This window comes from Aeromonas sp. 603757, assembly GCF_049171255.1.
Lineage (GTDB): Bacteria > Pseudomonadota > Gammaproteobacteria > Enterobacterales > Aeromonadaceae > Aeromonas > Aeromonas veronii_A.
On sequence record NZ_JAAKOE010000014.1, the window covers coordinates 51,395 to 73,440 of the forward strand.

21 protein-coding genes are annotated in these 22,046 nt (G+C 61.0%); 11 read left to right on the forward strand and 10 right to left on the reverse strand.

From position 1 onward, the window contains the following. Window positions 1–36 precede the first annotated feature (36 nt). Complete coding sequence (gene acs, locus G5332_RS14045; protein WP_266134184.1) at window positions 37–1,983, reverse strand: acetate--CoA ligase; 1,947 nt, start codon at window positions 1,981–1,983, stop codon at window positions 37–39. A 169-nt stretch (window positions 1,984–2,152) separates the two neighbouring features. Here acs and G5332_RS14050 point away from each other — a divergent pair, with 169 nt between their 5' ends. Together G5332_RS14050 and G5332_RS14055 are read left to right on the forward strand one after the other, a co-directional pair. Next, window positions 2,153–2,431 (forward strand): hypothetical protein, encoded by a 279-nt coding sequence (locus tag G5332_RS14050; protein ID WP_266134183.1) that lies wholly within the window; start codon window positions 2,153–2,155, stop codon window positions 2,429–2,431. Between the two features lie 277 nt (window positions 2,432–2,708). Then, window positions 2,709–2,942 carry a hypothetical protein gene (locus G5332_RS14055; protein WP_216951968.1) on the forward strand — a complete coding sequence of 78 codons (234 nt, stop codon included), beginning with the start codon at window positions 2,709–2,711 and terminating at the stop codon, window positions 2,940–2,942. Here G5332_RS14055 and G5332_RS14060 read toward each other — a convergent pair. The 6 genes from G5332_RS14060 to torC form a co-directional block, all read right to left on the reverse strand. After that, window positions 2,932–3,555 carry a hypothetical protein gene (locus G5332_RS14060; protein ID WP_421172939.1) on the reverse strand — a complete coding sequence of 208 codons (624 nt, stop codon included), beginning with the start codon at window positions 3,553–3,555 and terminating at the stop codon, window positions 2,932–2,934. The two genes, G5332_RS14055 and G5332_RS14060, sit on opposite strands and share 11 nt — an antisense overlap. After that, entirely contained in the window at window positions 3,545–4,684 is a 1,140-nt protein-coding gene (locus G5332_RS14065) for a hypothetical protein (RefSeq protein WP_421172940.1), read from the reverse strand. The genes G5332_RS14060 and G5332_RS14065 overlap by 11 nt, the downstream gene beginning before the upstream one ends. Window positions 4,685–4,854: 170 nt before the next feature. Next, complete coding sequence (locus G5332_RS14070; RefSeq protein WP_227341296.1) at window positions 4,855–5,223, reverse strand: hypothetical protein; 369 nt, start codon at window positions 5,221–5,223, stop codon at window positions 4,855–4,857. 7 nt (window positions 5,224–5,230) lie between these two features. Continuing rightward, a complete protein-coding gene (torD, locus tag G5332_RS14075) occupies window positions 5,231–5,899 on the reverse strand; it encodes a molecular chaperone TorD (RefSeq protein WP_201905699.1) in 669 nt (222 codons plus the stop codon). A 99-nt stretch (window positions 5,900–5,998) separates the two neighbouring features. Further along, entirely contained in the window at window positions 5,999–8,491 is a 2,493-nt protein-coding gene (gene torA, locus G5332_RS14080; RefSeq protein ID WP_421249843.1) for a trimethylamine-N-oxide reductase TorA, read from the reverse strand. Between the two features lie 27 nt (window positions 8,492–8,518). Then, the gene (gene torC / locus G5332_RS14085; protein ID WP_270820212.1) at window positions 8,519–9,685 is read right to left on the reverse strand and encodes a pentaheme c-type cytochrome TorC; all 1,167 of its coding nucleotides are present in this window, start codon (window positions 9,683–9,685) and stop codon (window positions 8,519–8,521) included. A 145-nt stretch (window positions 9,686–9,830) separates the two neighbouring features. Between torC and torR the strand changes: the two genes are divergently transcribed. Further along, the gene (gene torR / locus G5332_RS14090; protein ID WP_107682548.1) at window positions 9,831–10,544 is read left to right on the forward strand and encodes a two-component system response regulator TorR; all 714 of its coding nucleotides are present in this window, start codon (window positions 9,831–9,833) and stop codon (window positions 10,542–10,544) included. 36 nt (window positions 10,545–10,580) lie between these two features. On the opposite strand, the gene G5332_RS14095 is transcribed toward torR, so the two are convergent. Continuing rightward, window positions 10,581–10,985, reverse strand: coding sequence for a GFA family protein (locus G5332_RS14095; protein WP_270820210.1), 405 nt, complete (start codon window positions 10,983–10,985; stop codon window positions 10,581–10,583). Between the two features lie 37 nt (window positions 10,986–11,022). Beyond that, window positions 11,023–12,069, reverse strand: coding sequence for a TMAO reductase system periplasmic protein TorT (gene torT, locus G5332_RS14100; protein ID WP_421249842.1), 1,047 nt, complete (start codon window positions 12,067–12,069; stop codon window positions 11,023–11,025). A 70-nt stretch (window positions 12,070–12,139) separates the two neighbouring features. On the opposite strand from torT, the gene torS reads away from it, so the two are divergent. Beyond that, window positions 12,140–14,965 carry a TMAO reductase system sensor histidine kinase/response regulator TorS gene (gene torS, locus G5332_RS14105; protein ID WP_421249841.1) on the forward strand — a complete coding sequence of 942 codons (2,826 nt, stop codon included), beginning with the start codon at window positions 12,140–12,142 and terminating at the stop codon, window positions 14,963–14,965. 47 nt (window positions 14,966–15,012) lie between these two features. Here torS and G5332_RS14110 read toward each other — a convergent pair whose 3' ends face one another. Further along, the gene (locus G5332_RS14110) at window positions 15,013–15,297 is read right to left on the reverse strand and encodes a hypothetical protein (protein WP_100646668.1); all 285 of its coding nucleotides are present in this window, start codon (window positions 15,295–15,297) and stop codon (window positions 15,013–15,015) included. 324 nt (window positions 15,298–15,621) lie between these two features. On the opposite strand from G5332_RS14110, the gene glyA reads away from it, so the two are divergent. The 7 genes from glyA (at window position 15,622) to nusB (ending at window position 22,029) form a co-directional block, all read left to right on the forward strand. Then, complete coding sequence (gene glyA / locus G5332_RS14115; RefSeq protein WP_005338884.1) at window positions 15,622–16,875, forward strand: serine hydroxymethyltransferase; 1,254 nt, start codon at window positions 15,622–15,624, stop codon at window positions 16,873–16,875. A 150-nt stretch (window positions 16,876–17,025) separates the two neighbouring features. Next, entirely contained in the window at window positions 17,026–17,475 is a 450-nt protein-coding gene (gene nrdR / locus G5332_RS14120; protein WP_005338880.1) for a transcriptional regulator NrdR, read from the forward strand. A gap of 301 nt (window positions 17,476–17,776) precedes the next feature. Further along, the gene (ribD, locus tag G5332_RS14125) at window positions 17,777–18,886 is read left to right on the forward strand and encodes a bifunctional diaminohydroxyphosphoribosylaminopyrimidine deaminase/5-amino-6-(5-phosphoribosylamino)uracil reductase RibD (RefSeq protein WP_362786460.1); all 1,110 of its coding nucleotides are present in this window, start codon (window positions 17,777–17,779) and stop codon (window positions 18,884–18,886) included. A gap of 55 nt (window positions 18,887–18,941) precedes the next feature. Next, entirely contained in the window at window positions 18,942–19,595 is a 654-nt protein-coding gene (locus G5332_RS14130) for a riboflavin synthase (RefSeq protein WP_005349507.1), read from the forward strand. Window positions 19,596–19,744: 149 nt separating this feature from the next. Beyond that, a complete protein-coding gene (gene ribBA, locus G5332_RS14135) occupies window positions 19,745–20,854 on the forward strand; it encodes a bifunctional 3,4-dihydroxy-2-butanone-4-phosphate synthase/GTP cyclohydrolase II (protein ID WP_421231518.1) in 1,110 nt (369 codons plus the stop codon). Window positions 20,855–21,130: 276 nt separating this feature from the next. Next, complete coding sequence (gene ribE / locus G5332_RS14140; RefSeq protein WP_005338866.1) at window positions 21,131–21,601, forward strand: 6,7-dimethyl-8-ribityllumazine synthase; 471 nt, start codon at window positions 21,131–21,133, stop codon at window positions 21,599–21,601. Between the two features lie 14 nt (window positions 21,602–21,615). Beyond that, on the forward strand, window positions 21,616–22,029 hold the full coding sequence (gene nusB, locus G5332_RS14145; RefSeq protein ID WP_005343514.1) for a transcription antitermination factor NusB: 414 nt from the start codon (window positions 21,616–21,618) through the stop codon (window positions 22,027–22,029). The last annotated feature ends 17 nt before the right edge of the window (window positions 22,030–22,046 follow it).

Here is a 22,046-nt window from a genome sequence, read left to right on the forward strand (position 1 = left end):
CAGGGCCGGCTTTGTCGAGCAACAAACGAAGCGGGATCAGGCTGCTTCCGACTTCTCGCGGATGAGTTTGTCTACTACGCCCGGATCCGCCAAGGTGGAGATATCCCCCAGGCTGTCGGTCTCGCCGGTGGCGATCTTGCGCAGAATTCGCCGCATGATCTTGCCGGAACGGGTCTTCGGCAGCCCCTCCGCCCAGTGAATGACATCTGGCGTGGCGATGGCACCGATCTCCTTGCGCACCCACTCCTTCACCTCTTTGTGCAGCTCACGGCTCGGCTCTTCCCCGGCGATCAGGGTGACATAGGCATAGATGCCCTGACCCTTGATCTCGTGAGGAACCCCCACCACCGCGGCTTCGGCGATCTTGGGATGGGCCACCAGCGCCGATTCAATTTCGGCGGTACCCATGCGGTGGCCGGAGACGTTCAGTACATCATCCACCCGTCCGGTGATCCAGTAGTAGCCATCGGCATCGCGACGGGCACCGTCGCCAGTGAAGTAGCGGCCGGGGAAGGTGGAGAAGTAGGTCTGCTCGAACCGCTCGTGATCGCCGAATACGGTGCGCATCTGACCCGGCCAGGAGTCGGTGATCACCAGATTGCCCTCGGTGGCCCCCTCCAGCGGTTCGCCCATGTTGTCGACCAGCGCAGGTTGCACCCCGAAGAAGGGTTTGGTGGCTGAGCCCGGTTTCAGGTCGGTGACGCCGGGCAGCGGCGTAATCAGGATGCCGCCGGTTTCGGTCTGCCACCAGGTATCGACAATGGGGCAGCGCTCATCGCCAATGGTGCGGTAGTACCACTCCCAGGCTTCCGGGTTGATCGGTTCACCCACCGAGCCCATGATGCGCAGGCTCTGGCGCGAGGTGCCGGTGACCGCTTCGTTGCCCTTGGCCATCAGGGCGCGGATGGCAGTGGGGGCGGTATAGAGGATGGTGACCTGGTGCTTGTCCACCACCTGACTCATGCGGTTGGTGGCCGGGTAGTTGGGCACCCCTTCGAACATGATGGTGGTGGCGCCGTTGGCGAGCGGCCCGTAGACCAGATAGGAGTGACCAGTGACCCAGCCCACATCGGCGGTACACCAGTAGATGTCCTCTTCGTGGTAGTCGAACACATATTTGAAGGTGAGGGTGGCATAGACCAGATAGCCGCCGGTGGTGTGCAGCACCCCCTTGGGTTTGCCGGTGGAGCCGGAGGTATAGAGGATAAAGAGCGGATCTTCGGCGTTCATCGCCTCGGGCGGGCAGTCGCTGCTGACGGTGGCGGTCGCTTCATGCCACCAGATGTCGCGGTGGTTGTGCCAGGCGACATTGCCGCCGGTGCGCTTGAGCACGATCACCTTGTTAACCTGGGTATCCGGGTTGGTGAGCGCTTCATCCACGTTTTTCTTGAGTGGCACCGGACGGCCACCGCGCAGTCCCTCGTCGGCGGTGATCACGATGCGCGAGCCCGAGTCGATGATGCGACCGGCCAGTGCTTCCGGCGAGAAGCCGCCAAAGACGATGCTGTGCACTGCGCCGATGCGGGTACAGGCCAGCATGGCGATGGCGGCTTCGGGCACCATGGGCATATAGAGGCAGACCACGTCGCCGCGATGAACCCCCTGAGCTTTCAAGACGTTGGCAAACTTGCACACTTCGCTGTGCAGCTCGCGGTAGGTGAGTTTGCGATCTTCGGCGGGGTTGTCCCCTTCCCAGATGATGGCGACCTTGTCACCCCGTTCGGCGAGATGGCGATCGAGGCAGTTGGCGGAGACGTTGAGCTGGCCATCTTCAAACCACTTGATGGAGACATGGCCCGGATCGTAGGAGGTGTTTTTTACCTTGGTGTAGGGCTTTATCCAGTCGAGGATTTTGCCCTGTTCACCCCAGAAGGTATCGGGATCCTCGACGGAGGCCTGGTACATGGCGGCGTAGTCGCCCTTGTCGAGCAGGGCGCTGTTGCTGATATGGGGTTTGACCGGATAGACCTTGCTCTCGCTCATCACTCACTCCTTTGAATACATACTTTTAATAATTAAGTAACAACTTATACCTTTGGCTGATGGGGGCAATTAGACTTTTGGATAGACAGCAACATTTGGTTACAGGGTAATGGGTGACACTCAGGTGGTGAGTGGGTAAAAAGGAGGACTTTGATGGATGGAGGTAGTTATGTTCTCTCTATTGCTCTGTGCATCCCTCTGGCAGTTTGATGTGCCTGTTCTGGCAGACAAGCCCCCCAAAGAGTTTGTGATTACGCATCAGGAGCCGTCACAGACCGTGCGGGATCGGGTTGCCGATGAGCTTGGCAACGCATGGCAGGCAAAAAAACCGGGGGCCAAATTTTCCCTCAGTGAGCCTGGATCCCGTTATTCGGGCGACTCCCCGCTCACACGCATGCTCAATGAGCGGGATGATGGTGGTGTTCCCACCCTGACGTTTGGCAGATAGTCATATCTATCGCCAGGGGATTTTCCCCTGCGGCACCAATGACATCATCATCCTTTGATGAACGCAGTCGACCTGACGTTGCGTACCAATAGATAATCCCTTCTTCCCCTGTTAAGGGCTTGTGGGCACAGATGTTCAGCCTGAGTTGCAAGCCCTTGCTACCGTGGTCCTTTTGACATCCCGAGAGAGCGTTATGTCGCTAACAGAGGATGTTTATCATGCGCGATCAGAGCGTTAGTGCTTGAGCTGTGCGGCTTGCTGGCAAAGAGGGCTGACGATGATTGACTCTGTTGTAATGGAATTTGGCAACATGGTTGGCATGTTGCCATTTGGTCAGGAAACCTGGAGTGCGCAGCAACAGGATATCCCCCTGATTGCAGGAAGCAGTTGCATTGTAGAGCCTAATGATGCGATGGGTTTGACTGTCTGTGCGTTTTCATTTGGCTGGACCCAAGATAGGTGGGCGCTGGTAAACGTGGAAGTTGCCTGTGGTGTGAGTGTTACCAGCTGAAGCGATAGCTCAGGGTCAGGTTCACGACTGGTTGCCAATCGCAACCCTGGATGAGCCACTGCTTGGCACCCGCTTCTGCGTCGAGTTGCCACTTTTGCCAAGCCCAGCTGTGCTCCAGGGTTAGCCCCCAGTCTCGCCAACCTTCATGAGCATCATAAGCAGCCATGTGGGCCTGACTGCCCCGGGTCAGCCAGAGGTTGAGGGAGAGCCCGGCCGGCAGCGGCAGGCTGTGCTCCATGTACCAGAGCTGGCCATAACGGCCAGTGAGGTCGACGAGCTGGGACAACGTCAATTGATGGTCATCATCCAGCTGCCATCCCAGGCGCCACATAGCACTGAAACGGGTACTATCAACCACTGGCATGGATCCAACTCCCAAGGCGATAAAACTCTTTTCATAGAGAGGTAGTGCCAGCCCGGCACTGCTTCCGTTAGTGAAAAGGAGCCCAACCTGGGTCTCCCGTTCATAACCCCACCAGAGTTGGCTGTGCTGGGTTGCGTTACTACTGGCCTGGTTACTATCCAGTTGCCAGCTGCTGCCCAGTAACAACTCCTTTGCTTGCAATGGTAGCGTCACCAGTATTAGCAGCGACAGCCAATACTTATTTGCCATATAGCCGCGCCCAGTCCCGATCCTGATGCATTCCCATCAGATGACAGATGATGCCGGAGCGCTGGAAAGCATAAATAAGCAGTATGCTGGCGGTGCAGAGCAACATGATAAGGCCAAAACTGTTGGGCAGTATGGTGCCCTGACGGGCGGTCCACCACAGTAGCAAGGGGCCCCACAGGTGCACGAAGATGCTCTTGTGGAAGATGAAGACGGTCAGCGAGTACATGCCGATCCAGTTGAGTGGTCGCCAGCAGAGACGGATATTGTGTTGGTGTAGCCAGAGCACGGTACCGATCACCAGAAACTCCATACCCCAGATCCCGGCTCGGCCGATCATGTCCAGCGCCAGTTCGTGTTCGTTGGCGTAGATGTCGTTGAGCTCGACCGTGCTTGTCTCGCCGAACATGAGATAGATGGCCAGCGCCACCAGCGACAGCGTCAGTACCAGACGGTTGAGGCGATCTCGCCATTGTGGGCGCTGATGCCAGCACCAGCCATAGAGAAAGCCGAAACAGCCACTGGCCATGAAGAGGTCGAGACGGGCATCCAGCTCATAGTCGGGGTGAACGTGCAGCTTCATCCAGCTGTCGATATGGCCGAGCAGATCCTGTACGCCGAGTTGATCCAGTAGCAGGCTTAGAAGGGTCAGCAGGAGCATGCCGCGGATGCCGAACCTGGCATACACCATGGAGAAGAGCGCCAGCAGGCACATCCAGAGCATGACCGGGTAGAACGAGATGGCCTCGCCGAAGTTGGGGGCGATGACCAACCCTTCGACATAGAGCATCAGTATGATGCTGGCAAACAGGGCCAGCTTGCTGCCCAGCTGCGGCTTGAAGCTGGCCTGATCGCGGCGGCTCAGGTTGAATGCGGCCAAGGCCAGGTAGATCTGGCTGACCCAGGGGATTAACCAGGCTGATGCGTGTGCTGTCAGCTGATCCATGGGGAGCAGGTGTCCCGCCATTGCCTTGTGTGATACATAGAAGCTGTCCCACAAGGCATGTTCCCGATTGAAGAAATCGATGTACCAGTAGTTGAGGTAACCGGTGTAGTGCTCGAAGACGGCCATGAAGATGACAAGCCCGCGCAACAGATCGAGGCCTGTGATGCGCGCATCCTGTGGAGGCATATGATTGCTCCTGTGTAGTGTGGCGAAAGGAGCGGCACTATATCGGCTTTTGTAAAACTGAACGGGAGCTGAATGTAAGCAAATATTACGGGGAGCTGTACCGATGTGCTTGTAATGACTGGGAAGTGCCTGACCTGGCTGTCATGATTTGCAATATTGTTGGCTATTTTTTAGCCTTTCTCTCGGCCAAATGCCTGAATACCGCGCACAAATACCAGCCAGCCGAGCAGGTGGAACGGGAGGGCGAGTAGGTAGAGCAGCAGGAAGTGCGACTCGCTGCCGCTGCTGTTGATGAAGTCGATCCAGGCGGCCAGCAGCGCCAGCATGCCGGCAATCTGGAAGCGGCGGCGCAACACCACCTCGACGCCGAGATTGGCAAGGTAGAGGGTGAGCAGGATGCCAGCAAAGCCGGTGAGCTGAGCGGTGCCGTAGAGCTCGCGATCCGGGTTGAACAGCAGCGCGATCAGCGGAGTAATGCCCTGATCCAGCGGGATCAGGGCCAGCAGCCAGCATGCAATCAGAAGCAGGGCTGTCTTCATCGCGGCCTCAGTCGGCGGACGGTGCCGGTTTGACCAGAGAGAGGTAGTTGGCATCCATCTTGAGGAAGACCCCCAGCAGACGGGCACTGGCGCCGTAGAAGCCAAACCGGTCGGCGGCGCGACAGGCGCTTTCGAACTTGTCAAACCAGCCCAGCAGATGACCGTGCAGCAGCGCTTCCTGCTCGTCGAGCCAGCGTTCCCGCTCGGCCGCGCTCTTGGCTTCCGCCCCACGGATGATGAGATTGCCCATCAGATCCAGCTCGATGGCCAGATGATCCGCAGGCTCTTTGTATTTGTCGCTGACATTGATACCAAGGCGATCGAGGCGGGCCTGCATCTCGGCCATCGGGGCCTGCATCAGCAGCTTGGCCTCGCCGCGGTAGAGCGATTCGTAGGGCAGGGCGCCCTGTTTGGGATCCACCAGAAACAGGCCGGCGAAGTCGGCGGCCAGTTCCAGCTGGCGATCCGGGCGCACCAGCAGGCGGGCGATGGCATCGTTGAGCTCGGCCACGGCTTCGCGCATCGGATCCAGGGTGGAGAGGCTTTTCAGGAAGCTTCGCACGTCATAGGTGTCATATTCGGCGATCTGCTCATCACTGAGTTCGGCGGCGAACAGGGTGGAGAACCACCAGTAGAGTTCGGCCCGGCGTTCGCTGGTAGCCATAAATTCCTGCATTTTTCCTCCGTGGATGGCAATCGGGAGCCTTGATGGCTCCCGATTCTAACGACTTTAAAAATAAAGGAAACTCAAGGGGGCGCTTTCGTCCCCTCGGGGTCAGAGTGCCGGGAACATGGGGTCGATGCCCTTGGCCGATTCCGGCGCGCCGAAGGCAGTGATGGCGGGTGCCTGTCCTCGGAACTTCTCGATCTCCACCAGCGCGGTATGGGCCGTGGTGGCCTGCGCCAGGCTGGAGGAGCCGATGTCGGCGGTCAGCACGTTGGGATCGCCGTAGGTACAGAGCGTACCCACCTTGCCACCCTCTTGCGGGCCATACCAGGCTCCTTCCTGAATGCGCACCACGCCGGGGGCGTAGTCATCGCTCACCACCAGACCAGCCAATACCTGACCGCGGCCGTTGAACACCCGCACCAGATCGCCGTCCTTGAGGCCGCGGGATTTGGCATCCTGCGGATTCATGTAGACAGGTTCGCGCCCCTGCACCGTGTAGGTGGTGCGGTAGTTGTCGGAGGAGCAGAGCTGGCTGTGCAGCCGCTTGTCCGGGTGGCAGGATTGCAGGTGCAGCGGATACTGTTTGCTGCCCGGCCCGCCGTGGGAGCGCTCGTAGGGCTCGATCCAGACCGGGTGGCCCGGGCAATCCCCATAGCCGTAGTCGGCGATGGTCTTGGAGTAGATCTCGATAAGGCCGGACGGGGTACCGAGGGGTTCCAGATCCGGCTCCTGACGGAACGACTCGTGGCGCACCCAGGGTTGGCCCGCCGGGAAGGTGACGAAGCCTTCCCCGTGCCAGAACTGGCTGAAACGGGGCAGACGAATGCCGATGCCGCGCCCCTGCAGGCGGGCGTCGTCATAGATGCTCTGGATCCACTCCAGCTTGCTCTTGCCACCGGTGAATTCGGCCTCGCGACCGAAGCGACGGCAAAGATCGGCGAAGATGTCATAGTCATCCCGCGCCTCGAACAGCGGCTCCACCACCTTGTACATGGCCAGGATGCCGGCGTTGGAGTGGGAACCCCACTGCTCGATGTCATCCCGCTCGTAGGTGGTGGTGGCGGGCAGCACGATATCGGCGAAGCGGCAGCTGGCGGTCCACTGGTGATCGATGCTGACCACGGTTTCCAGCTTGCGCCAGGCGGCGACCATCTTGTTGCGATCCTGCTGGTGGTGGAACGGGTTGTTGCCGCAGAACACCGCCATCTTCATGTGGGGGTAGGTGATGGTCTGGCCGTTGAAGGCGATCTGCTTGCCCGGATTGAGGATGCAGTCGACGAAACGGGCCACCGGAATGAATTTGGAGTAGCCCTTCCAGTCGCCATCATGGATCGGCTTGACCCCGGGGATGACCGAGCTGAAACCGGACATGATGGGGCCGCTGGAGGTGATGGTACCCGCCCCGTTGTAGTGCCAGCCAAAGCCGTAACCGCCCCCCGGCAGGCCGATCTGGCCGATTATCGAGGCCAGTACCACCAGCATCCAGGCGTACTGCTCGCCGTGGTGCATGCGCTGCACGCACCAGCCGCCGATAAGCTGGGTGCGGCCGCTGCTCATGGCGCGGGCCAGCTCGCGGATGGTCTCGGCTGGTACGCCACAGATGGCGGCGGCCCACTCGGCATCCTTCACCTGACCATCGCTGGTGCCCAGCAGGTAGGGCAGGAACTTGTCAAAGCCGGTGGTGTAGTTCTTCAGAAACGCCTCGTCGTGGCGCTTCTCGATATACAGGGTGTGGGCGATACCCAGCATCAGCGGCACGTCGGTTTGCGGATTCAGGGTCACCTGATCGCAATTGAGGTACTTCTGGGTCTTGGATTTGACCGGATCGACACTGATCACCCGGATCTCGCCCTTGGCCACCTTCTCTTTCAGCTGTGCCCAGTAGTCGTAGACGCTGTGATCCGGCACCAGCCAGCCCACCTGCAGGTTCTTGATGGGATCGGAGCCCCAGATAACGATGGTTTTGCTGTGCTCCAGCACCAGCGGCCAGGAGGTCTGCTGCTCGTACACCTCCATGGCGCCCGCCACGTGGGGCAGGATCACCTGGGCGGCACCGGTGGAGTAGTCACCGGCCTTGGCCAGATAGGTGCCGTGCAGGTTCATGGCGCGTCCCAGCATGGCGCCAGCGGAGTGCAGCTTGCCCACCGACTGCCAGCCGGAGTGGCCGGCATAGAGTGCGCTCGGGCCATAGGTCTTCTGCACCCGCTCCAGCTCGTGATAGAAGAAGTCCAGCGCCTGGGACCAGGTCACCCGCACGAAGCGGTTCTGGCCGCGCTCGCTGGTGTCGGACTGGTGGCCCTTGCGCAGCCAGTCCAGTCGCACCATGGGGTAGCGGATGCGGGAGGGGTTGTAGACCACTTCACTCAAGGCCTTGAGCATGTCGGTGGGGTGCTTGTCGTGCTCGAACGGCAGGGTCTCGACCCAGCGGCCATCGACCACCCGGGCACGGAAGGCGCCCCAGTGGGAGCCGGACTGCACCAGCTTGTCGCCAGACTCGGCGGCCATTACGGCGCGACCGAGCAGGGAGGGGCCGATCAGGGCAGAGGCACCGCTGGCCAGCAAGCCACCCAGAAAACCACGACGGGAAATATTGATCATCTTGTTATTCCTCTTTCGAATCCGGACTTAGTGGCTGCCCTGACCACCGGTATCGGCGGCATGGTTTTGCAGGTATTTGAGCAGGGTGCGCTCCTCTTCCTTGCTCAGGCGATAGTAGGCAGACATCGCCTTGAGCCCCGAGATCCAGCCGTTGGCAGTGAAGTGAGCGGGATCCGGCGCGCCGTGGCAGGAGTTGCAGGTGGATTTGTACATCTCGCCGGCGTAATCCCAGATCGGCTTGAGCGAGGGCTCAAAGCCCTTACCATCGACCCAGGCCTGCACCTGAACCTGCTCCCACTTGATATGGGTGGCGCTGTCGGTCTCCTGTTTGAGCACTTTCTCGCTCGCTTTCAGTTCATCACGGATGGTGGCGACGAAGACCCGCTTGCCCATGTATTCGCTCAGCACCCGGCCCTTGCCATCGCTCTCGCGCCACCCTTCGATGGTCACCTTGAGGCGATCGCCGCTGCGGTCCACCACGTCGATGCGGGAGGCAGGCAGCAGTTTGCCAACCGGGTCGGTGCTCTGCTCGCTGGCGTAGAGATCTTTTTCACCCAGGTTGTAGAGGGTCTCGGCGGCTGGCGCCTCTTGCGCGTCGTTGACCAGGGTGGCGTAAGTGGCCCGGAAGCCCCCCGCCATGTTGGGGAGTTCGTGGGCGATGCCCTTGTGGCACTCGATGCAGTTCATGTTCTTCGCCGCCGCGTCTTTCATCGCCAGCGCGGCCGCCGGGGACTGCTTGGCGTGATCCATGTTGTCGTAGCTGTGGCAGGACTTGCAGGTCTTGGAGTTCTGGCTGCTCATCCGTGCCCACACCTTCTCGGCCAAATGCAGGCGCCGGTCCTCGAACTTCTCCTGGGTGTCGATGCTGTGGCCTATGTACTCCTGATAGAGGTCGTTGGCCGCCTCCATCTTGCGGGCCACCTTGCCGACAAAGTCCTTCGGCTGGTGACAGTCGGTACAGACCGCCTGTACCCCTGAGGCATTCTTGAAGTGGATGGACTCCTTGTACTCCGGATAGACGGTGTCTTTCATGGAGTGGCAGGAGATACAGAATTCGAGGCTGCTGGTTTTCTCAAAGCCGTAGTGCAGGCCGACGGTGCCCGCGAGGGTGACGCCGACGCCCACCAGAAGCAGCGCCAGTACCGACCAGCGACGGCTGGGGGTGCGCAGGAAGTGCCACAGTTTTTTCATCATGCTCTCTCACATCACTTTTTTGATGGGAGCCATGATAGGGAGGCGTTGTGAACAGGGCTGCCGCCACAAATTAATGAAATAGGGGTATTTATGACAAAATGTGAATAGAATAATCCTCCCTTGTCGACCATCGTGAACCCTGCCCATGAGCTACCACATTCTGGTTGTTGAAGATGATGCGGTTACCCGCGAGAAGCTGACCGGCTATTTCGAGCGGGAGGGCTATCGGGTGACGGCGGTCGAAAACGGCCTGGAGATGCGCGCCGTGCTGGCAGAGCAGCCGGTCGATCTGGTGATGCTGGATATCAATCTGCCGGGGGAAGATGGTCTGCTGTTGACCCGTGAACTGCGGGCGCGCAGCACGGTGGGGATCATTCTGGTCACTGGCCGCAGTGATGCGGTAGACCGGATTGTCGGCCTCGAGATGGGGGCCGACGACTATGTCACCAAGCCGTTCGAGCTCAGGGAACTGCTGGTGCGGGTCAAGAATCTGCTGTGGCGGATCTCGCTGGCGGCCGCCGCGCCGAGCGAGCCTGCGGTGGCTGACGATGCGGTGCGCTTTGGCCCCTGGCGTTTTGATATTCCCCGCCGCCAGCTCAGCAAGGACGGAGTGCCGGTGCGTCTGACCAAGGCCGAATATGAAGTGCTGGTGGCCTTTGTCGCCCATGCCGGGCGGGTGCTCAGTCGGGAGCGGATCCTGACCCTTATCAGCCATCGCGGCGATGGCCCGAGCGATCGCACCATAGACGTGTTGATCCGGCGGCTGCGCGGCAAGATGGAAGCGGATCCGCGGGATCCCCAGCTGTTTGTCACCGTCCATGGTGAAGGCTATCTGTTTGCCGGCGAGATAGCCTCCTGACCCCTTTGCGGCGGCCTTGACCTGTTTGACCGGGTATCAGACCGGCGGGCGGGTATCAAATTGCGGGCAGTCGTCGCCAATCTGGTGCCAGGGCGCCTTGGATCCGACGAAGATGTGAAATGCGGGTCGCTGGCTCGGCACATTATCCAGTACCCCGAGGCGCAGGTTGATCTTGCCGCTGCTGCTCTTCTGGCTGAACAGGCTGGAGCCGCAGTGACGACAGAAGGCCAGGGTGGTCTCTGCCGATTTGCGGTAGCGGCTGATGGCCTCTTCCCCCTTCACAATGGTGACCTTGTTGCCATCCAGTCCGCCGACCGAGGCGTAATCTCCCCCTGAAAACTTGCGGCATTCGCTGCAGTGGCAGTTCCCCATATAGTCGAACTGATCCGGCAGGGTCAGGGCAACGGCGCCGCACAGGCAGCTGGCATGTAACTCTTTCATCTCTTCTCCTTGAGTGGGCTGATCGGATTTGGAACGGCTATTCGACCCGATAGACGGGACGAAAAGCGCCATCCGAGAGGGAATCGGCGGGGTCGGCCAGCGGTGCAGACAGCGTCAGAATGGGTGGCCCCATCACCCGCGGGCACTGCTCGGCACTGGCATCAGGGTGTTGCAGCAGGCAGACCGCCTGAGCGACCGCAAGGCGCCCCTGCAGCCGCATCTGATCGCTGTTGGCGGCCAGGACCTTGCCTCGGCGCAGGCCACGCTGTACCCCGTGGCTGAAGTAGGTGCTCAGCACCTGGGGCCGGTCGAGATGGCGCTGCGCCAGCTCGTTGACCGCCACTTCGGCGGCGATGGCACCGCCCACCAGATAGTCGAGGTCGGGATAGCGGGCCAGCGTCTGCTGCACCAGCGTGCGCTGGATTTCCCGGCTGTTGTCGCCGCGCTCGGTGGTGACTAGCTTGATGGCGCTCCCCTTGATGGCGTCGGCAAAGCCCGGCTCGACGAAGTTGTTGCCGCCGCTTGCCTGCGGGCCGGGGAAGAGGGCGACCGAGACCGGCTTGCTGCCGGCGGGGTGGCGCTGCGCCAGCCAGTGGCCAATCTGCCAGCCCATCTGGTACCAGGAGACCCCCACCTTCGCCTGCACCAGACCGCTGGGCAGATCGTTGACCAGCCCAAAGACCGGCAGCGGCGTGACCTTGATGGCCTCGCGCAAGCCCTGATAGCTCACCGCGCCGAGCAAGATGGCGTCGCTCCCTTCCTGCACGCAGCGCTGCAACTGCTGGCGCTGCTCGGCGAGGGCGCCATAGCCCCCCGCTTCGTGGATCTGCAACTTGACTCCCAGCCGCTTCGCTTCGTCCACCATGCCCTGATTGACCGAAAGCCAGTAGGCGTCGCGCAGATGGGGGTAGAGGGCACAGAGGGTCAGCGGTTTGGTTGCCGCTGCGGGTTCCTGCCACTGCTGGCGCAGCGGCTGGCCGCTGAATTCGCCGCCGGGCCAGATATCGACCGCAAAGGCGAGGGCGGCGCGGGGAAGCATTAGCAACCACATCAGCAACAACGGGGAGAGATAGACGCTTCGCATGGTCAGGGGTTTTGTTAAAGTGTTGGGCCATATTATCCGGTCAAAGCCGACCACAACCAAGGGACTTCCCGTGAGAATCTTTTCCGGCCTGGGTGGCAAGTTGCTGCTGGCCTTCTCCCTGATGGCGTTGCTGACCCTGAGTGCCTCCCTGCTGGGTTGGGTGGGGCTTAGCCATCTGCGCCAGCTGGAGCAAGGGGTGCAGCAGACGCTGGCCGATCAGGAGCTGGCCCGCACGCTCTCTCGCCTCAGCGGCGAGATCCAGAGCGCGTCCCGGCTGCTGGCCACCGCAACCAGCGAGCAGGAGCGGGAGCATCAGGGGCGCTTGCTCACCCTGCAGGGGCAACAGTTGCAGCAGGTACTGGTGCAACTCGGCCGTGGGCAGGGTTCAACAAGCCTCGATCAGCTCAGTCAGAGCATCATCGGCAATCTGGGTCAGCAGGGCTGGCTGGTGGGGGAGCGCCTGACCTTGATGGCGCAGGGGGAGGCGCAGCGGGCCCGTCTGGTGGCGGCAGCCGGGCAGATTGCCGAGCTGGCGCGTAGCCAGATGGAGAACGCCGAAACCGTGATGGTGGCGGGGTTGGGTTCCCTCTACCAACAGCAAGGTGCGCAGGCGGCCCGGACGCTGGATCGCTTGCTGGAGCAGGATCTCGACTGGCTGGAGCAGATGACCGAGCTGCGCCATCGCACCCTGATGCAGCAGCAGCGCATCGAGGAGATGTGGCGCAGTGAACGGCAGGAACAGTTGCAAACGCTATTGCAAGAGGGGCAGCGGGAGCTGGCCATCTTGCAACTGCGGGCCGGAGCGGTGACCGACCCGGCCCGCCGGCAGGCGGTGGAGCAGGCGCTGACCGTGCTGGCGCAGAGCGACAAGCTGGTACAACTGCGCAGCGACTGGCTCGGCAAGGGGGAGGCGCTGCGGGTGCTGGCCAATGCCAATGAGGCCCTGATGAGCAGCCTCAACCAGCAGGTCGGTGAGCTGGTCAGCCGTGCCCGCGATTCGCTGGGGCAGAGCCAGCTGGCGCTAAGCCAGCGCCTCAGGCTGCTGGAGCAGGCGTTGATGGCCATTGGCCTGCTCACCCTGTTACTGCTGATGCTGTTGATGTGGCGCATGGTCTACGGCCGGATCGTTTGGCCGCTGCAACGGGCGGTGGCGGGGATGAGCCGGTTGGCGCGCGGGGATCTGGTCCCTCTTGAGCCGATCGCCAGCACCGGGCGCGATGAGTTGGCGGAGCTGGGCCGGGCCTTGCAGGTGTTTCGTGACAATGCGGTTGAGCTGGGCCGCTATCAGCGAGAGCTGGAGTCGCGGGTCGAGGAGCGCACCGGCCAGCTCAGCCACGCCAACGAGCGGCTCAATGAGGAGGTGGAGAAGCAGCGGCAGGCCCGCGCCGAGGCAGAACAGGCCAACCGCGCCAAGTCGGTGTTTCTCGCCACCATGAGCCACGAGATCCGCACCCCCATGAACGGCATTCTCGGGGGCCTGACGCTGCTGGAAGATACCCATCTCAGCGAGACCCAGCAGCGCTATCTGGCCGCCATCGAGCACAGCGGCGAATCCCTGCTGGAGATCCTCCACGACATTCTCGACTACTCCAAGATAGAGGCGGGCCATGTGGAGGCGCGCCGCGAACCCTTCCCCCTGTTCCAGCTGGTGGATGAGCTCAGCGCGTTGTTCCGGCCAAAGGCTGCGGCCAAGGGGGTCACTCTGGCGCTGGAATATGCGCCCGGGCTGGCGCCTGTGGTCGAGGGGGATCTGGGCAAGCTGCGCCAGGTGCTCGGCAACTTGCTCGGCAATGCGGTCAAGTTTACCGCCCGTGGCCAGATTACCCTGACGGTGGCGCCTCTTGCCTGCCAAGGCCCTTGCGCCGAGCCCTGCATCCGGTTTGTGGTGCGCGATACCGGCCCCGGCATTCCGGCCGATGAGCAGGCGGCGGTGTTCGAGGCGTTTCGCCAGCGCAAGCGCGATATAGGCCATCAGGGCGGCACCGGGCTGGGGTTGGCGATCAGTCGCAAGCTGGTGGCCGCCATGGGGGGCGAGCTTATCCTTGCCAGCGAACCGGGCAAGGGGTGTGAATTCAGCTTCAGTCTGCCGTTGCAACGCTCGAGTGCCCAGCTGCCTGCCGAGGCGCAACCGCTGCACCTTGGCCAGTCCCGTGACATCCTGCTGGTGGAGGATAACGAGATCAACCGGTTGGTGGCGCACGGCATGCTGACCCGCCTCGGCCATCGCGTCACCCTGGCGGAGGATGGTCGCAGCGCGCTGGCGCTGGTGACCGAGCGCCCCTTCGAGCTGGCGCTGCTCGATATCAATCTGCCCGATATGGACGGTATGACCCTGCGCGAGGATCTGGCAGCCATCAGCGAGGAGATGCATGAGCGGCCGCTGCCCGCCATCGCCATCTCGGCCCAGATGTATCCGGAGGATATCCGCCACTGCCTTGCCGCCGGGTTTGTCGATTTTGTCGGCAAGCCGGTGCGGCTGGCGGTGCTGGCGAACGCCATCGATCAGCTGTTTCGGCAAGAGGGCGCCGCTATTGAGCCGCGGGTGCAATTATCAGCAGCCGCGCCCCCAACTAACCAGCCTGAGTGGGCCAATCCGGTGCTGGACGCCGATCTGCCCCTGCTCGGCATGGCGCGGATCCGCCAGCTGGTCGCGCTGTTTGAGTCGCAAGGGCGGGTGTTGGTGGATAAGTTGGCTCAGGGTGAGGGGAAAGAGCAACGTCAGCTGGCGCACAAGCTCAAGGGGAGTGCGCTGGCGCTGGGGTTGACCGAATTTGCCAGCCACTGTGCGGCTCTTGAGGTGGGAGGCGGGGAGCCTGCGACAATCGGGGCGCAATTTGACGCGGCGGTGAGCGGGTTGCAGCAGTGGCTGACGGCCAACAGGGATGCGCAGTTCTGATCCCTGCTGGCGATGCACAACGTTTGGGGAGGCCAGCCCCTGCGCTGTTATTCGATCTCCCGAAACAGCACCTGCTTGCACTTGGCACAGACCCATTCCCGGCGAAAATCGGTCAGGTGCACCATTCCTACCTCCAGCAACTCGTGGTGGCCGCAGTGATAACAGAAGATGATATCGCCATCGACTGATTCAGGGTGGGCCGCCAGATATTCGGCTTTGGTGGGGAGTTGCTCCCACGAGGTGGTGGGGAGATGTTTGCGTTGGCTGGTGTAGTAGACCCAGTAGAACAGAAAAAAGACAGCCAGGATCACGAATGTCAGCAGATGGTCCATCTTGAACTCCTCCGGTTAGGTGCAGCCCCTCGGATGCATGGCTGCAATCAGCTCCATCATCATTAAATTTGTTTCGAATGAATATGTTACAGGATGGATAAAGAGGGCGTTGTGATCCCCTTCGGGTTTTGCCCGCCCGCAGCGGGATGAAAAATGAGTCGTTTGGCGGAGCGGCCAGGGTATTGAACGGGGAGGGAATCTTGCTTTTTACAACATAAATTCAACATTTTTTTAGGTGGTTGGACTGTCTCTTTGATCCAGCTCACGTTACAATGCCCGCGCCCACTTCACCTAACGCGCAAACGATTTTCAGGAGAGAAACGGATGTTGAAACGTGACATGACCATCGCCAATTATGATCCGCAATTGTGGCAGGCCATCACAGACGAAACCCGTCGTCAGGAAGAGCATATCGAGCTGATTGCGTCTGAGAACTACACCAGCCCCCGTGTCATGGAAGCCCAGGGCTCCCAGCTGACCAACAAGTACGCCGAAGGTTACCCCTCCAAGCGTTACTACGGTGGTTGCGAGTATGTGGATGTGGTCGAAACCCTGGCTATCGAGCGCGCCAAAGAGCTGTTCGGTGCCACTTACGCCAACGTGCAGCCGCACTCCGGCTCTCAGGCCAACAGCGCCGTTTACATGGCTCTGCTGCAGCCGGGCGACACCGTACTGGGCATGAACCTGGCCCACGGCGGTCACCTGACCCACGGCTCTCCGGTCAACTTCTCCGGCAAGCTTTACAACATCGTGCCTTACGGTATCGATGAGTCCGGCAAGATCGACTACGACGACATGGAACGTCAGGCTGTCGAGCACAAGCCGAAGATGATGATCGGTGGCTTCTCTGCCTACTCCGGCATCGTTGACTGGGCCCGCATGCGCGAAATCGCCGACAAGGTCGGTGCCTACCTGTTCGTCGACATGGCTCACGTGGCTGGTCTGATTGCCGCTGGCGTCTACCCGAACCCGGTTCCCCACGCTCACGTGGTCACCTCTACCACTCACAAGACCCTGGCAGGTCCGCGCGGTGGTCTGATCCTCTCCGCCGCTGACGACGAAGAGCTCTACAAGAAGCTCAACTCTGCCGTCTTCCCGGGTGGTCAGGGCGGCCCGCTGATGCACGTCATCGCCGGTAAAGCTGTTGCCTTCAAAGAGGCGCTGGAGCCGGAGTTCAAGACCTATCAGGCTCAGGTCGTGAAAAACGCCAAGGCGATGGCTGCCACCTTTATCGAGCGCGGTTACAAGATCGTCTCCGGCGGTACCGACAACCACCTGATGCTGGTTGATCTGATCGGCCGCGAGCTGACCGGTAAGGATGCTGACGCTGCGCTGGGCAAAGCCAACATCACCGTCAACAAGAACTCCGTGCCCAACGACCCGCGCTCCCCGTTCGTCACCTCCGGTGTGCGGATCGGTACCCCCGCCATCACCCGCCGTGGTTTCAAGGAAGCCGAGTCCATCGAGCTGACCCACTGGATCTGCGACGTACTGGACAACCACGACAACGATGCCGTGCTGGCCACCGTGCGTGAGAAGGTGCTGGATATCTGCCGCCGCTTCCCGGTTTATGGCTGATAAGTCAGACCATCCGGTTTGAGACCAATGCCACCTTCGGGTGGCATTGTTTTTTCTGGCTTTTACCGGTTTTGGATGGCCGTGCTACACTGGCCGACCTAGATCCTGGCCCGCCGGGCCGGTCCCTGTTCCATTAACGCCGGAGGTCCGATGCATTGCCCATTCTGTAGTGCGGTTGATACCAAGGTGATCGATTCCCGTCTGGTGGCAGAAGGCCATCAGGTGCGCCGCCGTCGTGAGTGTCTGCTCTGTCACGAGCGTTTTACCACCTTCGAGATGGCCGAGCTGGTGATGCCCCGCGTCATCAAGTCCAACGGTTCCCGCGAGCCGTTCAATGAAGACAAGCTGCGCGCCGGCATCCTGCGGGCGCTGGAGAAGCGGCCGGTGAGCATGGAGGCCATCGAAAAGGCGGTCAACCATATCAAATCCCGCCTGCGTGCCACCGGCGAGCGCGAAGTCGCCTCCGAGCTGGTGGGCAATCTGGTGATGGATGAGCTCAAGAGTCTGGACAAGGTGGCCTATATCCGCTTTGCCTCCGTCTATCGCAGCTTCGAAGATATTCGCGAGTTCGGCGAAGAGATCGCCAAATTGGAGAAATGATGGTATCGGATTGGCAAGTGGATATCCGCTTCGCCCCTCTCTACCTCAGGACACGAAGATATTCGCGAGTTTGGTGAAGAGATCGCCAAATTGGAGAAATGATGGTATCGGATGGGCAAGTGGATATCCGCTTCGCCCCTCTCTACCTCAGGACACGAAGATATTCGCGAGTTTGGCGAAGAGATTGCCAAGCTGGAAAAGTAAACCGCCATTCTCACCCATGTTGCCGCGTCCGATTACGCTGCGCTAATCGAACCTACGATACTGCGTAAAGTCGAGATGTGTTGTCAAAGGAGCCCGGATGTTTAGTCAAGATGATTACCAATGGATGAGTCGGGCCCTCGAACTGGCCCGCCGCGGCCGCTACACCACGGCCCCCAATCCCTGCGTCGGCGCCGTGCTGGTCAAGGATGGCGTGGTGGTTGGCGAAGGGTGGCATCAGAAGGCGGGCGAGCCCCATGCCGAGGTTTACGCCCTGCGCGCCGCCGGTGACAACGCCCGCGGCGCCACCGCCTATGTGACCCTCGAACCCTGCTCCCACCACGGTCGTACTCCCCCCTGCGCCGAGGCGCTGATCAACGCTGGCGTGGCCCGGGTGGTGGCGGCCATGGTCGATCCCAATCCCCAGGTGGGCGGACGTGGCCTGCGGATGCTCTCCGAAGCGGGCATCAAGACAGATTTCGGCCTGCTGGCGAGCGAAGCCGAAGCGCTCAACCCGGGCTTTTTCAAGCGGATGCGTACCGCCTTCCCGCGGGTGACCGTCAAGCTGGGGGCCAGCCTCGATGGCCGCACCGCCATGGCGAGCGGCGAGAGCCAGTGGATCACCTCCCCGGATGCGCGCCGTGACGTGCAACGGCTGCGGGCCCGCCACGATGCGGTACTCTCCAGCGCTGAAACCGTGCTGGCCGATGGCGCTTCCCTGACCGTGCGCTGGGACGAGCTGCCCCCCTCGGTCAAGGCGAGTTATCCCAAGGAGACCCTGCGCCAGCCGCTGCGGGTCATCGTCGATTCGCAAAACCGGCTCACCCCGGATCTGCCGATGTTCCAGAGCGAGAGCCCGGTGCTGCTGGCCCGCCACAAGGCGTCCGGCGAGTGGCCCGAGTGGGTGCAGCAGCTGGAGCTGCCGCTGCTGGATGGCAAGCTGGATCTGGTCAGCCTCTTCATGCTGCTGGCCAAGCAGAACGTCAACTCGGTGCTGGTCGAGGCGGGCCCGCGGCTCTGCGGCGCTCTGCTGGAAAAAGGGCTGGTGGATGAGCTGGTGCTCTATCAGGCGCCCAAACTGATGGGCGACGAGGGGCGCGGCCTGTTCCATCTGCCGGGTCTGACCCGGCTGTTCCAGGCCCCCAAGCTCGCCATCAAGGATGTGCGCATGGTGGGGCCGGATATTCGCATTACCGCCAAAATAGCCTGATTTATCAATGTTCAAGGGGGCATAAGCAGCCCCCGTCATCAGCAAGGTGATCTGCATGTTTACCGGAATTATCGAAGCGGTGGGAACCCTGGCCGAGCTGCGCCGTCAGGGCGATGACATGGCCCTCACTGTCCACGCACCAGGTCTGGATTTTAGCGACGTCAAACTGGGCGACTCCATCGCCACCAACGGCGTCTGCCTCACCGTGGTGGCGCTGGGCGACAAGAGTTATACCGCCGACGTGTCGCTGGAAACCCTCTCCCGTACCGGTTTTGCCGCCGCCAGAGTGGGCGATCGGGTCAACCTCGAGAAGGCGCTGATGCCCACCTCCCGCCTCGGCGGCCATCTGGTCTCCGGCCATGTGGATGGGGTAGGGGAGGTGAAAAGCGTCTCCAGCAGCGGCCGCGCCATCGAGTACTGGATCAAGGCGCCGGGCGAGCTCTCCCGCTACATCGCCGAGAAGGGCTCCATTGCGGTGGATGGCATCAGCCTCACCGTCAACGCCGTGCAGGGGGACCTGTTTCGCCTGACCATCGTGCCCCACACCGCGCAGGAGACCACTATTGCCAGCTGGAAGCCAGGCCACAAGGTCAACCTCGAGGTGGATCAGATTGCCCGTTATCTGGAGCGACTGATGATGGGCAAGTCCCAGGAGAGCAGCGCCTCGACCCTGACCATGGAGACACTGGCCAAGGCCGGTTTTCTCTGACGGTGTGCGCTGAATCTGGCCACCAAAACGATTTTCTGTGATCCCGCTCTGATTGAAATGGAGCCGCGAGCCCCAATTTAGAGCAACATACACTCGCATTTGCGTTGAGCCTGCTGGCTCAACCCCCAAGTACACTGATGGAGTAGCCCATGGCGCTGAGCACAACCCAGGAAATCATTGCCGATATCAAGGCTGGCAAGATGGTGATCCTGATGGATGACGAAGACAGGGAGAACGAAGGGGACCTCATCATGGCCGCCTCCTGCGTCCGTCCGGAGGATATCAACTTCATGGCCCGCTACGGCCGTGGCCTCATCTGCCTGACCCTGACCCGGGATCGCTGCAAGCAATTGGCGCTGCCGCTGATGGTGGATCGCAACAATGCCCAGTTCTCCACCGCCTTTACAGTCTCCATCGAGGCGGCAGAAGGGGTGACCACAGGTATCTCAGCCGCCGATCGTGCGGTGACCGTACAGGCCGCTGTGGCGGCCAATGCCAAGGCGGCCGATCTGGTGCAGCCGGGCCACATCTTCCCGCTGATGGCGCAGGATGGCGGCGTACTGACCCGTGCCGGTCACACCGAAGCGGGCTGCGATCTGGCCCGTCTGGCCGGTTTCGAGCCTGCCGCCGTCATCGTCGAGATCCTCAACGAAGATGGCACCATGGCGCGCCGTCCGGATCTGGAGGTGTTCGCCGAGGAGCACGGCATTAAGCTCGGCACCATCGCCGACCTTATCGAGTACCGCAACCAGCACGAGACCACGGTCGAGAAGGTGGCCGAGTGCAAGCTGCCCACCGAATTTGGCGAGTTTGACCTCATCACCTTCCGTGACACCATCGACAATCAGGTTCACTTCGCCCTGAAAAAGGGTGAGGTACAGGCCGACCAGCCGACCCTGGTGCGCGTTCATCTGCACGATGTGCTGAGCGATCTGCTGTTGACCGACCGTCATGCAGCCCGCAGCTGGCCGCTGCCCAAATCCATGGCCCGCATCGCCGACGAGGGCGGCGTGCTGGTGATTTTGGGGGCGGAAGCCCAGGGCGCCGAGCTGCTTGCTAGGGTCAAGGGTTTTGACGCCGCCGACAAGGGACTGGCTCCGGAAGGAGCCAAGTGGCAGGGGACTTCGCGCCGGGTGGGCGTTGGTTCCCAGATCCTCAAGGCCCTTGGCGTAAGCAAGATGCGCCTCTTGAGCTCGCCGAAGAAGTACCATGCCCTCGGTGGTTTCGGTCTGGAAGTGGTTGAGTACGTCGGCGAGTAAAGCTCCACCAGAGAAGTACCATCCCCTTCCGGGTGGTTTCGGTCTGGCAGTGGTTGAGTACATCGGCGAGTAACGTTCTGCCAGAGAAGTACCATCCCCTTCCGTGCTGTTTCGGCTTGGAAGTCGTGGAATTCACCGGTGAGTAAGCGCGCCGGACTGATTAAATCGCGATCATGGCCGTCTATTGCGGCCATGGTTTTTGTCGTGGGTCTGTTGTGCTAGAATGTGCGCACTTTTGACTCCGGCCCTTTTGATTGCACAGATACAGGATTTCCAATGAAGGTTATCGAAGGAAATATCGCCGCTCCTGAGGCGCGCGTTGCTATTGTTGTTGCCCGTTTCAACAGCTTCATCAACGACAGTCTGGTGAACGGCGCGGTGGACGTACTGAAGCGTCAAGGTCAAGTGCAGGACAGCAACCTGACACTGGTAAAAGTGCCGGGCGCGGTTGAAATGCCATTGGTCATCAAGAAGCTGGCCAAGAGTGGTCAATACGACGCCATCGTGGCGGTCGGTACTGTCATCCGTGGCGGCACCTATCACTTCGACCTGGTGGCAAACGAGAACAGCAAGGGCATGGCCCAGGTAATGATGGAATATGAAATTCCCGTTGCCTTCGGTGTGCTGACCACTGAAAACATTGAACAAGCCATCGAGCGTGCAGGTACCAAGGCGGGTAACAAGGGTGCAGAGGCTGCACTGGCAGCGCTCGAAATGATCAACGTCCTGAAAGAACTGGACGTGTAACGAGGAGAAGTACATTGAAACCGTCTGAGCGCCGTAAAGCCCGCCATTGCGCCACCCAGGCCATCTACCAGTGGCAGATGACCAAGGCTAACGTGGGTGACATCGAAGAGCAGTTCAAGATCGATCAGGACACCAAGGGTGTAGACCTGAACTATTTCCGCGATCTGCTGTTCGGGGTAGCCCTCCACTGCAGCGAGCTGGACAAGGTGTTTGCACCTTTCCTCTCCCGTCCGCTGGAAGAAGTGGACATGGTGGACAAGGCGATCCTGCGTCTGGCGACCTACGAGCTGACTCGTCGTGATGATGTACCGCCGCGCGTGGTCATCAACGAAGCGATCGAGCTGGCCAAAGCTTTTGCTGCCGATGACAGCCACAAGTTTGTCAACGGTGTACTGGACAAGGTGATCAAATCGCTGAACAAGCGTTGATCCTGCTGTCCGTCAGC

Excerpts from the sequence above, each read along its gene's own strand:
- G5332_RS14070 (WP_227341296.1), bottom strand. The coding sequence starts at position 5,223 with ATGAAGACAGCCCTGCTTCTGATTGCATGCTGGCTGCTGGCCCTGATC.
- G5332_RS14095 (WP_270820210.1), bottom strand. The coding sequence starts at position 10,985 with ATGAAAGAGTTACATGCCAGCTGCCTGTGCGGCGCCGTTGCCCTGACC.
- ribE (WP_005338866.1), top strand. The coding sequence starts at position 21,131 with ATGAAGGTTATCGAAGGAAATATCGCCGCTCCTGAGGCGCGCGTTGCT.
- glyA (WP_005338884.1), top strand. The coding sequence starts at position 15,622 with ATGTTGAAACGTGACATGACCATCGCCAATTATGATCCGCAATTGTGG.
- torA (WP_421249843.1), bottom strand. The coding sequence starts at position 8,491 with ATGATCAATATTTCCCGTCGTGGTTTTCTGGGTGGCTTGCTGGCCAGC.
- G5332_RS14110 (WP_100646668.1), bottom strand. The coding sequence starts at position 15,297 with ATGGACCATCTGCTGACATTCGTGATCCTGGCTGTCTTTTTTCTGTTC.
- ribBA (WP_421231518.1), top strand. The coding sequence starts at position 19,745 with ATGGCGCTGAGCACAACCCAGGAAATCATTGCCGATATCAAGGCTGGC.
- torR (WP_107682548.1), top strand. The coding sequence starts at position 9,831 with ATGAGCTACCACATTCTGGTTGTTGAAGATGATGCGGTTACCCGCGAG.
- G5332_RS14055 (WP_216951968.1), top strand. The coding sequence starts at position 2,709 with ATGATTGACTCTGTTGTAATGGAATTTGGCAACATGGTTGGCATGTTG.
- torC (WP_270820212.1), bottom strand. The coding sequence starts at position 9,685 with ATGATGAAAAAACTGTGGCACTTCCTGCGCACCCCCAGCCGTCGCTGG.
- G5332_RS14060 (WP_421172939.1), bottom strand. The coding sequence starts at position 3,555 with ATGGCAAATAAGTATTGGCTGTCGCTGCTAATACTGGTGACGCTACCA.
- torD (WP_201905699.1), bottom strand. The coding sequence starts at position 5,899 with ATGCAGGAATTTATGGCTACCAGCGAACGCCGGGCCGAACTCTACTGG.
- G5332_RS14130 (WP_005349507.1), top strand. The coding sequence starts at position 18,942 with ATGTTTACCGGAATTATCGAAGCGGTGGGAACCCTGGCCGAGCTGCGC.
- ribD (WP_362786460.1), top strand. The coding sequence starts at position 17,777 with ATGTTTAGTCAAGATGATTACCAATGGATGAGTCGGGCCCTCGAACTG.
- torT (WP_421249842.1), bottom strand. The coding sequence starts at position 12,069 with ATGCGAAGCGTCTATCTCTCCCCGTTGTTGCTGATGTGGTTGCTAATG.
- acs (WP_266134184.1), bottom strand. The coding sequence starts at position 1,983 with ATGAGCGAGAGCAAGGTCTATCCGGTCAAACCCCATATCAGCAACAGC.
- nrdR (WP_005338880.1), top strand. The coding sequence starts at position 17,026 with ATGCATTGCCCATTCTGTAGTGCGGTTGATACCAAGGTGATCGATTCC.
- G5332_RS14065 (WP_421172940.1), bottom strand. The coding sequence starts at position 4,684 with ATGCCTCCACAGGATGCGCGCATCACAGGCCTCGATCTGTTGCGCGGG.
- G5332_RS14050 (WP_266134183.1), top strand. The coding sequence starts at position 2,153 with ATGTTCTCTCTATTGCTCTGTGCATCCCTCTGGCAGTTTGATGTGCCT.